This is a genomic window from Rhodococcus sp. T2V, assembly GCF_029269925.1.
GTDB lineage: Bacteria > Actinomycetota > Actinomycetes > Mycobacteriales > Mycobacteriaceae > Rhodococcus_F > Rhodococcus_F koreensis.
In genome coordinates, this window is the sequence record NZ_JARJBD010000023.1 from 1 (window position 1) to 15,314 (window position 15,314).

13 protein-coding genes are annotated in these 15,314 nt (G+C 69.6%); all 13 read right to left on the reverse strand.

The genetic code is table 11. The features are described 5' to 3' along the window. Positions 1-174 precede the first annotated feature (174 nt). The 13 genes from P3H15_RS20195 to P3H15_RS20255 all read right to left on the reverse strand — a co-directional run bounded on the left by P3H15_RS20195 (position 175) and on the right by P3H15_RS20255 (position 15,052). Positions 175-1,377, reverse strand: a complete 1,203-nt coding sequence (locus P3H15_RS20195) for a glycerate kinase (protein ID WP_276138887.1) — start codon at positions 1,375-1,377, stop codon at positions 175-177. A gap of 119 nt (positions 1,378-1,496) precedes the next feature. Next, complete coding sequence (locus tag P3H15_RS20200; RefSeq protein WP_276138888.1) at positions 1,497-2,639, reverse strand: sugar diacid recognition domain-containing protein; 1,143 nt, start codon at positions 2,637-2,639, stop codon at positions 1,497-1,499. A gap of 54 nt (positions 2,640-2,693) precedes the next feature. Then, a complete protein-coding gene (locus P3H15_RS20205; protein ID WP_276138889.1) occupies positions 2,694-3,950 on the reverse strand; it encodes an ATP-grasp domain-containing protein in 1,257 nt (418 codons plus the stop codon). After that, a complete protein-coding gene (locus tag P3H15_RS20210) occupies positions 3,947-5,266 on the reverse strand; it encodes an MFS transporter (protein WP_276138890.1) in 1,320 nt (439 codons plus the stop codon). Before P3H15_RS20210 ends, P3H15_RS20205 begins: the two co-directional genes overlap by 4 nt. Beyond that, positions 5,263-6,012: a hypothetical protein gene (locus P3H15_RS20215; RefSeq protein WP_276138891.1), complete on the reverse strand. Its 750-nt coding sequence runs from the start codon at positions 6,010-6,012 to the stop codon at positions 5,263-5,265. The genes P3H15_RS20210 and P3H15_RS20215 overlap by 4 nt, the downstream gene beginning before the upstream one ends. After that, positions 6,009-6,929 carry a branched-chain amino acid transaminase gene (locus tag P3H15_RS20220; protein WP_276138892.1) on the reverse strand — a complete coding sequence of 307 codons (921 nt, stop codon included), beginning with the start codon at positions 6,927-6,929 and terminating at the stop codon, positions 6,009-6,011. The genes P3H15_RS20215 and P3H15_RS20220 overlap by 4 nt, the downstream gene beginning before the upstream one ends. Next, positions 6,920-8,185 (reverse strand): GNAT family N-acetyltransferase, encoded by a 1,266-nt coding sequence (locus P3H15_RS20225; RefSeq protein WP_276138893.1) that lies wholly within the window; start codon positions 8,183-8,185, stop codon positions 6,920-6,922. The genes P3H15_RS20220 and P3H15_RS20225 overlap by 10 nt, the downstream gene beginning before the upstream one ends. Further along, positions 8,182-9,408, reverse strand: coding sequence for an acetyl-CoA carboxylase biotin carboxylase subunit family protein (locus tag P3H15_RS20230; protein ID WP_276138894.1), 1,227 nt, complete (start codon positions 9,406-9,408; stop codon positions 8,182-8,184). The genes P3H15_RS20225 and P3H15_RS20230 overlap by 4 nt, the downstream gene beginning before the upstream one ends. Continuing rightward, complete coding sequence (locus tag P3H15_RS20235) at positions 9,405-10,484, reverse strand: Ldh family oxidoreductase (RefSeq protein WP_276138895.1); 1,080 nt, start codon at positions 10,482-10,484, stop codon at positions 9,405-9,407. The genes P3H15_RS20230 and P3H15_RS20235 overlap by 4 nt, the downstream gene beginning before the upstream one ends. After that, positions 10,481-11,971, reverse strand: coding sequence for a GNAT family N-acetyltransferase (locus P3H15_RS20240; RefSeq protein ID WP_276138896.1), 1,491 nt, complete (start codon positions 11,969-11,971; stop codon positions 10,481-10,483). Before P3H15_RS20240 ends, P3H15_RS20235 begins: the two co-directional genes overlap by 4 nt. Further along, entirely contained in the window at positions 11,968-13,290 is a 1,323-nt protein-coding gene (locus tag P3H15_RS20245; RefSeq protein WP_276138897.1) for a KamA family radical SAM protein, read from the reverse strand. Before P3H15_RS20245 ends, P3H15_RS20240 begins: the two co-directional genes overlap by 4 nt. Further along, positions 13,287-14,297 carry a diiron oxygenase gene (locus P3H15_RS20250; RefSeq protein ID WP_276138898.1) on the reverse strand — a complete coding sequence of 337 codons (1,011 nt, stop codon included), beginning with the start codon at positions 14,295-14,297 and terminating at the stop codon, positions 13,287-13,289. Before P3H15_RS20250 ends, P3H15_RS20245 begins: the two co-directional genes overlap by 4 nt. Beyond that, the gene (locus tag P3H15_RS20255; RefSeq protein WP_346348790.1) at positions 14,294-15,052 is read right to left on the reverse strand and encodes a TauD/TfdA family dioxygenase; all 759 of its coding nucleotides are present in this window, start codon (positions 15,050-15,052) and stop codon (positions 14,294-14,296) included. The genes P3H15_RS20250 and P3H15_RS20255 overlap by 4 nt, the downstream gene beginning before the upstream one ends. Positions 15,053-15,314 lie beyond the last annotated feature (262 nt).

Here is a 15,314-nt window from a genome sequence, read left to right on the forward strand (position 1 = left end):
GAATACGGTCACCGGTGGCGGTAGCAGGTCCAAGTGTGCATACGATCTTCGTGCGCCGGGACGTGCTGAGCAGACCGGGCTGTGCGGTGTGTGACGCGGACCGTTCGAGATCGATGGTGGGCATGTGACTCCTCGCGGCTGGGTTGAGAGTGGTTGTGTGACTCGACAGATTCGTCACGACGGGCAATCCGCGGTCGCCCGTTGATCCGTCGGCGTCGACGCGGGACGGCTCCACTGACTGTCGATCAGTCCGACGACCTGAGCGGTTGCCTCCTGAAGGAGTTCGGCGGTGTTGTCGAGCAATTCGTGGAGTTCCGCCGGTCCACGGGCGATGGAGAACGCCGCCGAGATCCGGGCAGCGCGAATCTCGGCCGCGGACAGGCGAACCGTACCGGCGATGACGACCACGGGGCACTCCGGCGGCGTCTGACGCACGACGCCCTGCACTACCTTCCCCTGCAGCGACTGCGCGTCGAACGCCCCCTCCCCCGTGATCACCAGGTCTGCGTCGGCGCACAGGGACCGCAGTCCCACCGTTTCCGAGACGAGGTCGCTCCCGGGCACCAGTTCCGCGGCGAGGATCGCGCTCAGGCAGGCCGGCATGCCGCCGGCCGCTCCCGCTCCGCGCAGGGTCAGAACGTCGGCCCCGTACGCAGTGCGGAGAGCGATCGCCAACTGTCCCAGTCCGGAATCCAATTCGCGGACCTGGTCGGCCGTCGCACCCTTCTGCGGCCCGAAGACCGCCGCCGCCCCGTTCTCCCCGCACAGGGGATTGTCGACGTCGGTCGCGACGCGCCACCGCACCGACCGCGCCCGGGGGTGCAGCTGCGACTCGTCGACGGCAACGATGTCACCGAGCCCCGCACCGCCGGGTGCCACGTCGCGACCGTCTTCGTCGAGGAATCGCACACCGAGTGCGCGGAGCATCCCGGTGCCGCCGTCGGTGGTTGCGCTGCCGCCGATGCACAGAAGGATCTCGTCGACACCGTCTTCCATTGCGCTCACGGCGATTTCGCCGACGCCGAAGGTATCCGCCCGCAACGGTGCCGGTGGAACGTCCGCCACGTGCGGCAGACCGTTCGCTTCCGCGGCCTCGATGATCGCGACCCTGCCGTCGTTCGACAGTCCGTAGCGGGCGGTCCGTTCGCGTCCGAGGGCATCGTGCGCCTGGATCACCCGCGGCTCGGCATTGCCCGCCGAGAGGAAGGTCTGCAACGTGCCCTCGCCGCCGTCCGCGAGGGGGCATTGCACGATCCGGACGTCGGCGCCGAGCGCCACCCGGACACCGGCGGCCATCGCAGCTGCGACGTCAACGGCGGAGAGGCTCCCCTTGAACGAGTCGGGGGCGAGGACAACGGTAGGTGTGCGCTTTCGCATGAATAGAGCGTAGGTCTCTCACGTCCGACTTCATATGTGCATTCCGCACAGATTCTCACCCAATTTTGACGGCTTTATATGTGCATATTGTCAGCCGCTCTGGCGCGCTCGACGGCGCTTCACGCTCCGCGGTATGGATCCTCCAGCGCCGCGGCCGCGAGGAGTGCCAGCCGCATGGCCACGGCGTGGTCGAAAGCGCGCAGGTTCAATCCGGTCACGTGCTGGATCCGATCGAGGCGCTGAACCAAAGTGTTGCGGTGCACCTCGAGAGCAGTCGCCGTCGCGGCGATCGACAGATCGTGGTCGAGGAAGGCGCGCGCGGTCTCGCGCAGGGTCGCGGACAGCGGCGTGAGGACGCGCTCCACGGTGTCGTGGGAAATATCCCGGGACTGCTGTGCGACAGCTGTTTCGGGCACCAGAGCGGAGAGTTCTGTCTCCTCCCCCGCGGGCAGCAGTTGCACCCGGGGCAGGAGCAGGCCCAGCCGGGCAGCGTCCACGGACAATTCGTGAGACGAAGCAGCATGCCTGCCCGTGACGAGGCGGACGTCGCCGGTGCGCAGCCGCTGCCGGATCGTGGCGAGGGTGCGGTCCGTCACCGAACCGCTCAGAACCCACACCGCGCCCTGCAATTCGGCCGCAACCACACCGGAGACCCCCTGGATCCGTCGAAGCAGGGCCACCGACGTGGATGAGGGAAGGGACGACGATCCGCTGCCGGAAGACGGGACGACCGCGGTGATGTTCCACGGCGGGGTCATCGGTGAACCGATGTGACGTAACGCTTCCAGCAGGCCGTTCTCGGTGACGGTTCCGTTCACCAGGCCGAGGAGCAGTTCACGCACGGCCGCTTCCCGCCACCGCGAACTGTCCCGGTGCTGTTCGTTTCGCAGCAACAGTTCCACGGTGAGCGCGAGGACGTTGCACACCGACTCGACCTCCGCGGGGTCACCGGTGACCCCGACGGCTCCCACGATCCGCCCATCGAGCGTCAGCGGAATGTTGATCCCGGCCCTGACATCCGCCGACTGCTCGTCGGCGTCCACGAGGACTCGCCGGCCGTCCCGGATGGCCTCGAGTGCACCGGCGTGCACCGTTCCGATACGCGCCCCGTCGACCGACCCGATGATTCGGCCATTGCGGTCCATCAGATTGATGTTGTAGTCGAGGCGAGGGCTCACCTCGTCCACCACACGCTGAGCGAGTTCGCCGGTGAACACGTACGCGAACTCGTCCTCGTCGCCGTCCTGCGCCGCCCACGTCATGTAGCAAGACTAAACGCGCGGGGCCGGCAGCGCCGGAACACTCGCAGGTGCCGATCACACCGTGACCGCGCTCGCGGCGGCCACGCGCACCTGAAACCCGAGTCGCGCGACGGCTTCCCGGGCGGAATCGAGCGCCCGATCGGCGGTGTCCCCGACCGCGCGCGCGTACGCGACCCGGGAATCGGACGATTCCAGGCCGGTGACCGCGTCGCCCGGCCGGACCAGGAGTCGGACGTCGGTGACGCCCTCGACTTTCCCGGCGTCGTCGAATCCGCTGACGCCGGTGACGACACCCGCGACGGGCACTGCGGCGAACCAGATCGCGGAACAGCGGGCCGGCCGCTCCTCGGCGAGAACGGCCCTGATCCCTGGTAGGACCTTCTCCCCGACGGTCTGCCGCACGACGCACTCGGCCAGGTCCACGCCGGTGGCGTCGAATGCCAGGGACGGAATCTCGTCGCCACCCATCCGCACATGGGTTTCGATCACCCGGGGCCCGGCCGGAGTGAGCACGACCTCGGTGTGGGTGGCGCCGAACTCCACCCCGACGGCGTCGAGCACCCTCGTGACATACGTATGGATCGATTCTTCCTGCGCCGTGGAGAGGTCGGCGGGGGCCACGTGCCCGAGTTCGACGAAGGTCGCCGGATCGGAGAACTTGCGGGTGACGGCCACGACCTGGTGTTCGCCGCATTCCGAGAAGGCCTCCACACTGTATTGCGGGCCCTCGTGGAACTGCTCCACGAGGACCCCGCTGGTGGTCAGGCCGTCGAAATCGCCCCCGGCGCGCGCGAAGGCCGCAGCCAGTGCGCCCTCCTCCCGAACCACGGCCACCCCGGCACTGCCCGCGCCACACACCGGTTTGACGACGCACGGGAAACCGTGTTCGAACACGAAGGTGCGCAACGCATCCACGTCGGCGACGACGGCGGAGGCGGTGCCGTCGACGCCGGACTCGCGAAGCGCGGCCCGCATGGCGTTCTTGTCGTGGACCGACGCCACGGTGCGGCGCGAGTGAGTCGACAGGCCGAGGGCCTCCCCGATCGCGGCGCAGCGGTCCTGGTCCCGTTCGCCGAACGTGGCGATCCGGGTGAACGGATGCTGTGCGTGCGCGGCCGCGGCCAGCGTGATCCACTCCTCGTCCGGGGCGTCGTGCCGCACGGCGATGACCCGCGTGTGCTCGGTCAGACGGCGAAGCTTGGCGACGAATTCCAGTCGGCAGATCACCGAGGTCTGTGCGCCGGGCAGGGCGTCACGGACCCGGCCCGGGAGGTCGCGGCCGCTGCCGACGACGAGGACGTGTTCGGTCATTTCTTCACCTCGAGTGTCGAGAAGGGAGACAGAGCAGGAAGTTCGCCGGCCGGGAGTTCCTTCGTCCGTGCGCGTTCCGCGAGACTGCGATGCGCCGCGGTCCGGGACACCACCGCCGCCGCCCCGAACGTCCCGGCCAGGACGGGCCAGGCCAGGAGACCGGCCGGCAGCAGCACGACGACCAGGAGGGTGGGGCCGAGGACCTTCTGGCCCGTCATGCCGAGGCTGAACGCACCGAGGTAGCGGGCGACGGCGGGCGACGGGGACAGTTCGGCGGACAGTTCCCAGGCGGCCACGGAGTGGACGTTCTCGGCGATCGAGAGTGCCACCACCGCAACGACAACGGCGACGATCGCCAACGTGGTGGCGGCCATCTGGCCGACGGCGAGTGCACCGCAGCAGAAGGCCATCAGCGCCCCGGTCCACGTCAGGAGTCGCACCGCCGCGGCCGTACCGTCGGCGAACCGGGCAACGTAGACCTGCAGGACCACCGTCAGCACGGTGTTGACCGCCATGAGCACCGGCACCCAGGCGATCGGCACCGACGTGTACTCGATGACCCAGATCGGGAGCAGAACGATCAGCACGGTGTCGTACAGCGACAGGACGCCGTTGCCGACCGTGAAGACCATGAACCACCAGTCGCGGAACGGCGAGCGCACTGCGGTTCCGGCCGGCTCGGGACCGGCGGGGAGAGCCTTGCGTTGTACGACCGTTCCCGTCCTCCGGAGTACGAGCCGGACGGCGAACGCGATGACCACGAAGGAGATTCCGTTGCCCAGGAACAGCGCCGTGAACGCGGCGGACGTGCCGGTCACGAAGACGACGCCCGCCAGCAGGAACCCCGCGGTGAGACCCACGTTCCGGATGGCGCGGATGGTGGCCATCGTCCGGGTCCGGTCGCGGCCGCCGATCACCGCCGTCACGACGGCCTGCTGGATCGGGCTGCTCGCGCGGTCGGCCGCGGTGAGCAGCACGGTGAGCACGAGGTAGCCGCTGAAGTCGGATACGAGCGCGAAGCACCCGTAGCCGAGGCCGCGCAACAACAGCAGGGCAACGTAGAACCGTCCCGGCCCCACCCGGTCCGCCAGCCTGCCCAGCGGCACCGGCGCGAGCAGCGCGAGCGCACCCGCTGTCGTGGTGGCTAGGGCGATCTGGTTCGCGGTGAGGCCGACCACGCCGATGAAGTACAGCGCGAAGGACGCGAAGAACATCCCGGTGCCCAGCGAGTCGATGCCGGCGCCGACGGCCAGCGTGCGACCGGCCGGACTGTCGGGAAGCAGGGCCTCACCCAGCCGCCGCAGGCGGGCGTTCACGGGAGTGTCCCCGGCGTCAGGAAGGCGTCCACGAGTCCCGCCGACCGCTGCACGTGGGTGGGTGTCGCCGCCTCGGGCGCAGGCCCGCGCAGGTGGTTCCAGGCGTAGCGGCGGGCCGCGTTGACGAGTAGGTCGCCGGCCGGGGACGACTCGGCTGCAGCGGACTGTGCGACCAGCGCCGCCGCGGTCAGGAGTCGGCTCATCCGGTCGACCAGCACCCACCCGGCGGCCGCGACGGTCGCGGGGTCTGCCCCCACCCATTCGTGACGGGTGGTGCTCAGTGCTCCGAGCGCGTCGTCCACCATCTGCCAGGCCGCGAGCAACCTTCCCTCGGGAGCCACTCCGAGAAGCTCTCTGGACCGCTGGGCGGCCGCGTCGAAGTGTTCGCGAATCGTCAGCAGTTCCAACGCGTGGGTGGTGAGGACCCAGCAGTCGGCCCGGGCGGTGCCGCTCCCGTCGGCGCGGGCGGTGTCCGCGGCGAGCGAGTAGGCGATGCACCGCCGGGCCACCCTCCGGGCGCGGCCGTGCGTCGGCTCCGGCAGCGCGTGCCAGGCCCGGGCGGCCATCACGTCGACCACCCGGTCGGCGATCTCCTCGCGCCGAGCATTCGCCCACGCGCTGCCGTCGAGCGGGTCTGCCCCGCTCGCGAATCCGGTGACGGCGCCGTCCAGGATGCCGAGGCCGTCGGCCTCCCAGACCGCCACGACGCGATCGGGTGCGGCCGAGGGCAGTGAACGTGTGCTCATGCGTACTCCAGCCAGTGACGGTAGGTGGGCTCGCGCCCGCGGACCACGTCGTGAAAGACGTCGCGCAATTGCTTGGTGATCGGGCCGCACCCGCCCGCCGCGACAGGGCGGTCGTCGACCGATGCCACGGGGACGACCTCGGCGGCGGTTCCGGTGAGAAACGCCTCGTCGGCGACGTAGAGCTCACTGCGGGTCAGACTCTGCTCCCGGACCGTGATCCCCAGGTCACGGGCGAGCGTGATCACGGTGTCGCGGGTGAGACCGGGCAGGATGTTGTCACCGACCGGCGGGGTGATCAGCTCACCGTCGCGGACGGCGAAGATGTTCGCGGCGGACGCTTCGGCCACGTGCCCGGTGGAGGTGAGCATCAGTGCGTCGTCGTATCCGGCGCGCAACGCCCCGACCTTCGCCAGAGCCGAATTGACATAGGCACCGGTCGCTTTGGCGAGTGGCGGGACCGAGTGGACCCCGTTACGCTGCCAGCTGCTGACGACCAGTCGGCAGCCCTCCTGGTCCGCGGTTTCGCCGAGGTACGACCCCCACGGCCACGCCGCGACGGCCACCCGAGCCGTGTCCAGCGCGGGCGCGACACCCATCGAGCCGTAGCCGAGGTAGACGATCGGTCGCAGATAGCCGGAGTCCAGGCCGGTGCGGCGCAGCAGTTCGAGCGAGATCTCGGTGAGTTCGTCCACCGACCACCCGGGGTCCAGCAGATACACCCGCGCCGAGTCGTGCAGCCGGCGCAGGTGGTCGCGCAGCCGGAACACGGCCGGACCGCGGTCGGTCGCGTAGGCCCGGATGCCCTCGTAGACACCCCATCCGTAGTGCAGACTCGGTGTCAGCACGTGGATCTGCGCCTGGTCCCAGGCAACGAATTCACCGTCCATCCAGACGGTACTGGTCGGGATCAGTTCCATTGTTCTGCTTTCGGTTCGGTGGCGGCGGGCCGCCGGGACGGGACGGGGACTGCCGGTGCGCCGACCAGGTCCAGCCGCCGCTCGATGCTGCGCGACTGCAGCGTCAGAGCCTCTCGATACTTGTCGGCGCCTTCTCCGCGGAAGGCGAACCAGCCCCAGCGGGGCCGTAGTCGGCAACCGCGGGCGATCTTGGCCTCGTAGGCGGCGAGACCGTAGTGGACGCGACGGATGCCGTGCTCCACCGCCCACCGCGCCGTCTCGTGGTAGCTCAGCGTCAGGTAGCAGCCACGAACGCCCGGGGCGAAGCCCGCGGTCCTGGCGAACAACGCGTCGCGGGTGCGGAGATAGAGCACGAAACCCACGAGCCGACCGTCGAGTTCGGCACCGAGCACCACACACGAGTCGCCCAATTCTTCACGGACGGCGTCGAAATCGCGTCGCACCCGATCTTCGCCGCCGGGCAGTCCGTACTTGGCGCGGTGCGCGACCTGGAGGGCGACGACCTCGTCGTCGATCGCCATGGGACCGCAGCGGACCACTGTGCGCAGGCCGGCCTCGGTGTAGTCCGCGACCTCCTTGCGGAGCCGGCCGCGACGCCGCTTGCTCAGGCTCGCGACGTACTCCTCCCAACTGTGGCCGCTCAGGTCCTGCACACCCTCGGCGCCCAGCAGGGCCGACGTGTACCCGGCGCGGGACGCGGATCCATCCACGTCCTCGGCCTCCACTCCTCCGATGTACAGCAATGCCACACTGCGGCAGCCGAGTTCGTCACCAGCCTGATGGAGCAGGTCGGGCAGGGCCGCCATGACCGCGCGGCGCTGATCGTGCGAACGGCCGGGGGCGTGCGCGACCCCGTGATGGTTTCCGAACGTCGCGAGCGCCACCGACGGGTATTGATCCTCGCGGGCGGCCGGCAACGCTTCGGTCAGTTCGGCCCAGCGCAGCCGATCGGGGTGATCGAGCAACTCCGGTTCGGCCATCGGTCCTGCGGTTCCCGCCAGCCGGGGCGGGTCGTAGAAGAGCAGGCCCCCGGGTCGCGCCGTGAACAGCAGCGGCGCGACCGCGACGGTCCGGCCGTCCGCACGGACCTCGAGGTAACGCACCTCGTGCAGGTCGGTGCGTTCGGTGAACCGCCACCATCGCGCGTCCTCCCAGATGACGTCCGGGTCGGCGATGCCTGCGAAGTCGGCGGCGGTCGGGCGGGCGCCGCGGGGCAGGACGTGGCCGGTGAATCCGTCGACCTCGATGGCGGTCATGCCGCGTCCTCGCTTTCGACACGGTCCCAGGAGAATCCGGCACTCACCTGGTCCGCGGTGTCGATCAGCCGGTGTCCCAGCGCGGTGAAATCGGGGTCGGTCACCACCCAGTAGGCGAGGAAGTCCGCCGACTTGCGCTCGTGGTACCGGGCGGGGGTCCAGTCGTCCCCGATGTGAGTGTTGAGCGTGAAGTCGTGCACGCCCGGCGGTGCGTCCGGCAGTCGCAGCACCCGGCCCTGGCGTGGCGGCACCCCGTAGAACGCCGCGTGCGGGGCGGCCGCCACCCGGTCCCGGACAGCGTCCAGGTCAATCGGCAGCCCGCATTCCACCCGCGCCCAGAGGTGCCGGGGGTCGATGCCCAGGACGTGGCGGAGCATCGTCGGTATCGGCCCGCCGCCGATCCGTGCGGCCACTTCGCAGAGCACGATGTCGCCGTCGGCGGTGACGAAGAACTCGGCGTGCACGCAGACGGTGGGCGGCGAGCCGAGTGCGTCGACGAGCCGCCAGGTCTCGTCCACGAGGCGCGCGCAGACCGGGTCGGCGGTGTCGACCGACCGGGAGCCGAACGGGGCGTCGGTCCAGTGTTCGAGGCACCCTTGGCCGGTGTAGCGGGAGGCGATGGCGGCCACCGGGTCTCCGGCCACACGGAATGCGTCCACATGGTGCACGGCGCCGTCGACGAACTCCTCGACCTCGTACGGTGTGGCCGAGACGATGTCGGCGAGCCCGGTTGCCTGCGCCGGCGAATCGAGTACGTACACGCCGGTCGAGCCGGATCCGCTGCGCGGTTTGACGACGACGCGGCCCGCGTTGCGCCCCATGAACTCGACGATGTCTGCGGGGTGGCGCACCGGCGCGAAGGCCGGGACGGCGATCCCCGCAGCCTGCGCCAATTCCTTCATCAGGATCTTGTCCCGGTAGGCGCCCGCCGTGGCGGTATCCAGACCGGGCAGACCGAATTCGCCCCGCAGCCGGGCGGCCCGCTCCACGTCGACCTCGGCCAGGGCGAAGACCGCGGTCGGCCGGTGCCGCGCGGCGAGTTCCCGAGCGGCACCCAGCACGGCGTCGTCGTCGGAGTAGTCGGCGACCGTGACGATTTCGGCGAACCCCTCACCCGGATCCGTTCCCGCGGCGCAGACCGCCACCAGCCGGTCGCGCTTCTCCGGCAGCCACTGGGCGAAGGGCAGCCCGGCCGCGCGCGGGCTGATCAGTACGAAAATCATCGAGACGATTCCTTCCTGGTGACGGAAATTCCGTCGAAAGTTGTTTCCAGCGCGGCGAAGACCTCCGCGGTCCGGGCGTCCAGCGGTATCCCCCGCACCCGCCGTTCGCGCTCGTGGGCGCGTTGCGGATCGCCCGGTGCCGCCACCGGCGTCCCGGTGGCGGGCGTTGCCCCGCGGACCGTGCCCAGCAGGTCTGCCAGCCCGGCCGCGAATTGCTCATGGCCGCTGAATGCTCCGGGGTCGAGGGCGAGGACGAAATGGCCGACCCCTCGGCTGCGACCGGGGGTTCCCTCACCGACTTGCTCGAGCTGCCAGTCGGGCGGCGACCCGGTCAGCACGGCCCCCAGCAGGGTGACCGCCATCGCCAGGCCCTGCCCCTTGTATCCGCCGAGGGGCGACAGCGCGTACGCCTCGTCGGGTTCGGCGGTGGGCCGCCCGTCGCTATCGGTGGCCCAGCCGCTGTTCAGTGGTCGTCCCTCGGCACGGCGGTGCTTGACCTCGCCGAAACACACCTGGCTGGTGGCCATGTCGAGGGCGAGCGCGTCGTCCCCCGTTCCCGCGGCCACGCTGATCGGGTTGGTGCCGAACAGCGGCTCGATTCCGCCGAACGGAGCGACCCGGGAGGCGGCGGACGTGACTGCGATACCGATCATCCCCTGCCCGGCCAGGTGCCGGGTGTACACCGAGGCTGCGCCGAAGTGGTTGGAATTGCGCACGCCCACCGCCGCGACGCCGAAAGACTTGGCCCGGTCGGCTGCCACGCGGGCCGCGGCGAGTCCGGCGAGCACGCCGAGTGCGCCGTCCGCATCCAGCAGCAGTCCGGCCCCGCGGTCCCGGACCACGGTCGGGCACGCCGCGGCATTCGCGACACCGGTGGCGAGTTCGTCCAGGTACTGCGGCAGCAACCGCAACCCGTGAGTGTCGATGCCGCGCAGGGAAGTGTCGACGAGCGCGCCGGCCACCAGATCGGCGTCGTCCTCCGGCACTCCCGCCTCGACGAGTGCGATCGAGGCGAGCCAGCGGGCCTCCTGCTCGTCGAGCAGCGAGCCGATGTCCGATTGTGTCCGGCGAATCATGAAGCACTCCAATGCATGAAGACGTGTGGGCCGATGCCCGGGATGTCGAACTCCGGACCCAGAATCCGGAAGCCCTGCTTGACGTAGAAGCCGGCGGCGGTCGTGCGGGCGTTGCACCAGACCTGGTCGGCGCCGGCCAGCGCGGCGTCGGTGAGAACGGTGCGCAGCAGTGTGGTCCCCGCACCGGTGCCGCGGACCTCCTCGAGGGTGGCCATCCCGCGGAGGCGCCAACCCCGGCCGGGGAGAAGACCGGGCACGGCGTGCCTTTCGGGTGGATCCTCGTGGTACAGCGAGGCCACGCCGACCGCGCGCCCCGCGACGAGCGTCGCGAAGTGCCGGCTGCCGACGTGCGCGTCCTCGGGGTAGGCGCAGGTCTCGGCCGGTTGTCCCGGCCGGAGTACCGCGTGGCGGATCGGTCGCACGTCGGCGGCCGGCACCGGCCGCACCCGCCAGCCGTGGGCGGCCGGATCGGGGAGGTAGCCGGAACCGGGACGATCCGGGAGGGTGACGCGGCCTGCGCCGTCGAGTGCCAGTCCGTGGCCGGTGTTCACCGCGAGAAGGTCGACGGCGTCGACGTCCAGGTGGTCGGCCAATCCGCCGAGATGGGCCGTCGCCGACACCCCGGCCGCCGACTCGGGCATGCAGCCGAGCATGGTGATCAGGCCGCGTTCACGGGCCCGGCGCAGCAGAGCGAGCGACGGGGTGATGCCCCCGGCCTTCATCGGCTTGACGTTGATGCCGTCGAACGCGTCGGTGCAGGCGTCCAGGTCCTGCGGCGACGCGATGCTCTCGTCCGCGATTACCGGGATCGGGCTGCGCTCCTTCAGGATCCGGGCGTCCCGCCACGCCGCGCGCGGAAACGGCTGCTCGATCAACTGCACACCGAGCTCCTGCAAGCCGGGCAGCACGGGCAGCAGTCGGGACAGCTCCCAGCCGCAGTTGCCGTCCACGTAGAACGGTGCGGTCGTGTGGCAGCGCAGTTCCTTGACGACGGTGAGGTCTGCCGGATCCGCGAGCTTGATCTTGTACGCCGACCATCCCGGCCGCTCGCGGAGTTTGCGGACCATCACGCCGGTCTCGTCGAGCCCGATGCTGAAGCTGGAGCGCAACTCCCGCGGACGTTCCAGGCCGAGAGCCTGCCACAGCGGCACACCGAGCAGCCGTGCCCGCAGATCGTGCACCGCGGTGTCGAGGGCGGCGAGGACGAACGGCGAATCGGGCAGCGCGGCGGACAGCGCCCGCCACACCGCTACCGGGTCGTCGGGACCCAGGCCGATCAGTAGTGGCGCAATTCGCCGCAGATCTGCGTGCATCCGGTCCAGACCCGAGTTGTAGTGGTCGGTCATGAACGCGGAGGCCTCGCCGAACCCGGCGAGACCGTCCTGCTCCACCTCGACCACCAGTCCCCGCTGCACCGGAATCGCCTCTCTGGCGGAACGCCACAGATGCCGTTGTGTCAAACTGATCTCGTGCGCGGTGACCTTCACGCGTTGCCTCCGATGCCGAAGAATTCGCGGTCGCGCGGGCCGTGGGGGCGGAGGTCGTCCCACCACTGTGCGTGCTCGTCGTACTTCGCGAAGAAGGGCTTGCCGACCAGGTCCGGCCTGCGTGCCTGCAGGAACCGCAGTGCGAACGCGCGTCCCCCGTCGAGGTCCACGACGCCGTCGACCACGACCTTCCCCGGCGACGCCGACATCACCGGGCCCCGCGCGGTCCGCCCGAGTCCGGAGACCCGTTGCAGCGCTTCGCGGTAGATGTCGACCGCTCGCGCCAGTGGCAGACCGAAGTACGGTCGCGCACCGGTGTCCCGCTCGACGAACATGTAGTACGGCACGACCCGGTTGCGGACCTGCGCCTGCCAGAGGTCGGCCCACGTGCGCGGGTCGTCGTTGACGTGACGCACCACGGGAGCTTGTGCGCGCAGCACCGCGCCGGTCGACGCCAGCCGGGACAGCGCCGCCTGTGCGGCATCGGTCTGCAGTTCCGCGACGTGCGACAGGTGCAGCATCATCGCGACGTGCTTGCCGGCGGCGGTCAGCCGCTCGAGCAACCGCAGCAGGTCGTCGGCTTCCGGTCCGGACAACAGCCGGTACGGCCAGAACGAGACGGCCTTCGTGCCGATCCGGATCGTCTCGACGTGTTCCCGCCCCGGTTCGAGCAGCGGCTCCAGATAGGAGGCCAGCAATTCGGTCCGCATGACCAGTGGGTCACCCCCGGTCACGAGCACGTCGGTGATCCCGGGGTGCAGGTCGAGGTACCGGGTCATCGCCTCCGGGCCGGACATGGCCATCTTCAGATCCGGGGTGTCCACGAACTGGGCCCAGCGAAAGCAGTATCCGCAGTAGCTGTGGCAGGTCTGCCCCTGGCGGGGGAACACCAGCAGTGTCTCGGCGTATTTGTGCTGCATGCCCGAACCGTCGATGTCGTCGTGCCGGGGAACGTTCATGCTCAGCTGGTCCCCGGGGTGCGGGTTCAGTGCGGCCCGGACCGTGTCGACCGCCTGCCGGACGGCGCTCCGATCGCCCAGCACCACGGCCTGCTCGATCAGGTCGAAGTGCGCGGTCTCGAGCATGTCGCGGTGCGGGAAGGTCAGCCGGTAGATCGGGTCGTCCGGCGCGCGGTCCCAGTCGATCAACTCGTCGACCACGTAGCTGCTCACCTTGAACGGCAGTACCTGGGACACCACGTGGGCCTCGTGCCCCAGGATCGGGTCGCCGGTTCGCTCGGCGACGAGCTTGTGGAGCCGGGCGCCGCTGATCGATCGCGGTGCGAGGGCCGCGCGGGTGCCGAGATCGAGGACGGTCATTTGTCCGTCACCGCCACACCCCAGTCGAAGTCGACGTCGCCCAGAACATTCATGTCCGACATCAGCGAATACAGACCGCTGTAGTCGCGCACGAGCCGCGAACCGGATTTCTCGGCCCGCACGTCGGCGAGCATCTTCTCCCAACCGGTGACCTTCTCGATCCGGAAGATCGCCTCCCACGTCGAGTAGTCCGTGGCGACGAACGCGTCCAGCCCGGCGACGAGCATGTCCAGGAAGAAGCGGCGCTTGTCGGGGTCCAGCACGTCGTACACCAGCTTCGCCATCTCGTCGGAAATGGATGCGTGACAGTACTCGTCCCGGTTGTGCAGCTTTGCGGTGGTGGAGTTGACCACCTGGATGTCGTGATCGTCGGACAGCAGATCGAGATACGCGTTGATCGAGATCTCGGACACCGTGGCGAATGCCAGCGTCGTCAGGCTGCGCTGCCAGCGTTCGGCGGCACGGGCGCGCAGCCGGCGGTGCGTGAGCGACGTGTGCGATTCGGGTAAGGCGCTGTCGGGGAACGGGTTCCCCCGTTTTCGTCTGGTCAGCGCGCTCGCGTTGATGTGCATGAGGGTGTGGTATTGCTCGTCGACCATTGCCTGGGCGAGGGCGATATCCATGTCCTGGCCGCCGAGACCGGGGAACTCCCCGTCCATGACGAGCGCGAACGCAGGGTTGGCGACGCGTTGCTCGGCGAGCACCGTGTGCCGGTTGTACGCGATCCAGGCCCAGCTCAGCAGCCGCGACCGCAGCGCGTCGGGCATCGCCCGCCACGTCGGATGGTCGCGGAACGGCACGATTTTCTCGGGGTAGTCGGCCCGGCCTGCGTCGAACAGCTCGTCGAGGTCGGGCTCGTCGCGCTTCACCGTCGACCGTCGGTGCCAGTTGCCGGCGAGGCGGCTGATGACGGCGTTCTCGGCTACGTCGGCGGGATCGAACGACGGCAGTCCGGGGAGATGGACCAGCCCCTCGGCGTCGGAGCACTGCAGGTCGTCGATGATCATGCGCGAGTCCGGTCGCCGGCCCAGAAACGGGTGAGGTGACGGGCGCGGTCGGCGTACTCCGAGCGCGCGTGCAGCATGCGCTGGTTGTCCCAGATGAGCAGCGCATGCTCGGGGATCAGCACGCGGGTGCGCAGCTCGTGGAACAGGTCGCTGACGCGATGCGCCAATCGGCGACCGGCCCGGCCGAGCGGCAGCCGCGAATCGTCGACGTCGGAGTCCCGGTGCGGGTCGTAATCGGCGGCGGTCAACAGGTTGTAACTGAACCGGAGCGCGGCGCGGCCGGTGTCGTCCGAGCCGAGCATCGTGGTGCGTACACCGCCGCCCGGGCCGGGGAACGTCAGTTCGGCGTCTGTCAGCAGAGCGACCTCGGCGGGTTCCAGGGCGTCGACGAGTCGCCGGACGTCGAGCAGATCGGTGTGGCCGCCGCCGCAGCGCGCCTGCCGGTGGCAGTACAGCGCCAGGTAGGCGGGGCTGGGATCCCAGCCCGGGGCCTCGGTGTGCGCCAGAATCGTGTTCGCGCTCTGCGAGTACGCCCGATGATCGTTGCCCGGGCGGTACGTTACCTCGTGCGTGAGCAGCCCGTTGTATTGCGGGACCAGATCACCAAGGGAACCAACCACTTCCAACGCCGCGAGACGACCTGGCACGTCCCGTACGACGACGTAGCCGTCCTCCTCCAGCCGGTACCGGTCGATACGGCCCTCCACCGTTTCCACACTCGGTTGCGCAGAAGCGACATGACAATTCGGCGACATCCATTCCTCCATTCCGAAGATCCGACTGGGATACGTGCCCGTGATGCCGGTCGATCGGGACCGGGAGCGTCGCGATCGGTTTCAAGAATGTGGTCGTGCCACCACCCACGCCAGTCACCCTAGGGGCGCCAAACCGTCACCCGAACAGACCTGCCGGGGATGTAACAGCCGGGCCACGCTGGTGCGACCTGTCGGAGCGGATTCGTCGGAAGCAATATTGTCCGTACAGTACGTATGGGCTAGACAATATGGACAGGTGGTT

Excerpts from the sequence above, each read along its gene's own strand:
- P3H15_RS20215 (WP_276138891.1), bottom strand. The coding sequence starts at position 6,012 with ATGAGCACACGTTCACTGCCCTCGGCCGCACCCGATCGCGTCGTGGCG.
- P3H15_RS20200 (WP_276138888.1), bottom strand. The coding sequence starts at position 2,639 with ATGACGTGGGCGGCGCAGGACGGCGACGAGGACGAGTTCGCGTACGTG.
- P3H15_RS20235 (WP_276138895.1), bottom strand. The coding sequence starts at position 10,484 with ATGATTCGCCGGACACAATCGGACATCGGCTCGCTGCTCGACGAGCAG.
- P3H15_RS20255 (WP_346348790.1), bottom strand. The coding sequence starts at position 15,052 with ATGTCGCCGAATTGTCATGTCGCTTCTGCGCAACCGAGTGTGGAAACG.
- P3H15_RS20220 (WP_276138892.1), bottom strand. The coding sequence starts at position 6,929 with ATGGAACTGATCCCGACCAGTACCGTCTGGATGGACGGTGAATTCGTT.
- P3H15_RS20225 (WP_276138893.1), bottom strand. The coding sequence starts at position 8,185 with ATGACCGCCATCGAGGTCGACGGATTCACCGGCCACGTCCTGCCCCGC.
- P3H15_RS20205 (WP_276138889.1), bottom strand. The coding sequence starts at position 3,950 with ATGACCGAACACGTCCTCGTCGTCGGCAGCGGCCGCGACCTCCCGGGC.
- P3H15_RS20250 (WP_276138898.1), bottom strand. The coding sequence starts at position 14,297 with ATGATCATCGACGACCTGCAGTGCTCCGACGCCGAGGGGCTGGTCCAT.
- P3H15_RS20245 (WP_276138897.1), bottom strand. The coding sequence starts at position 13,290 with ATGACCGTCCTCGATCTCGGCACCCGCGCGGCCCTCGCACCGCGATCG.
- P3H15_RS20230 (WP_276138894.1), bottom strand. The coding sequence starts at position 9,408 with ATGATTTTCGTACTGATCAGCCCGCGCGCGGCCGGGCTGCCCTTCGCC.
- P3H15_RS20195 (WP_276138887.1), bottom strand. The coding sequence starts at position 1,377 with ATGCGAAAGCGCACACCTACCGTTGTCCTCGCCCCCGACTCGTTCAAG.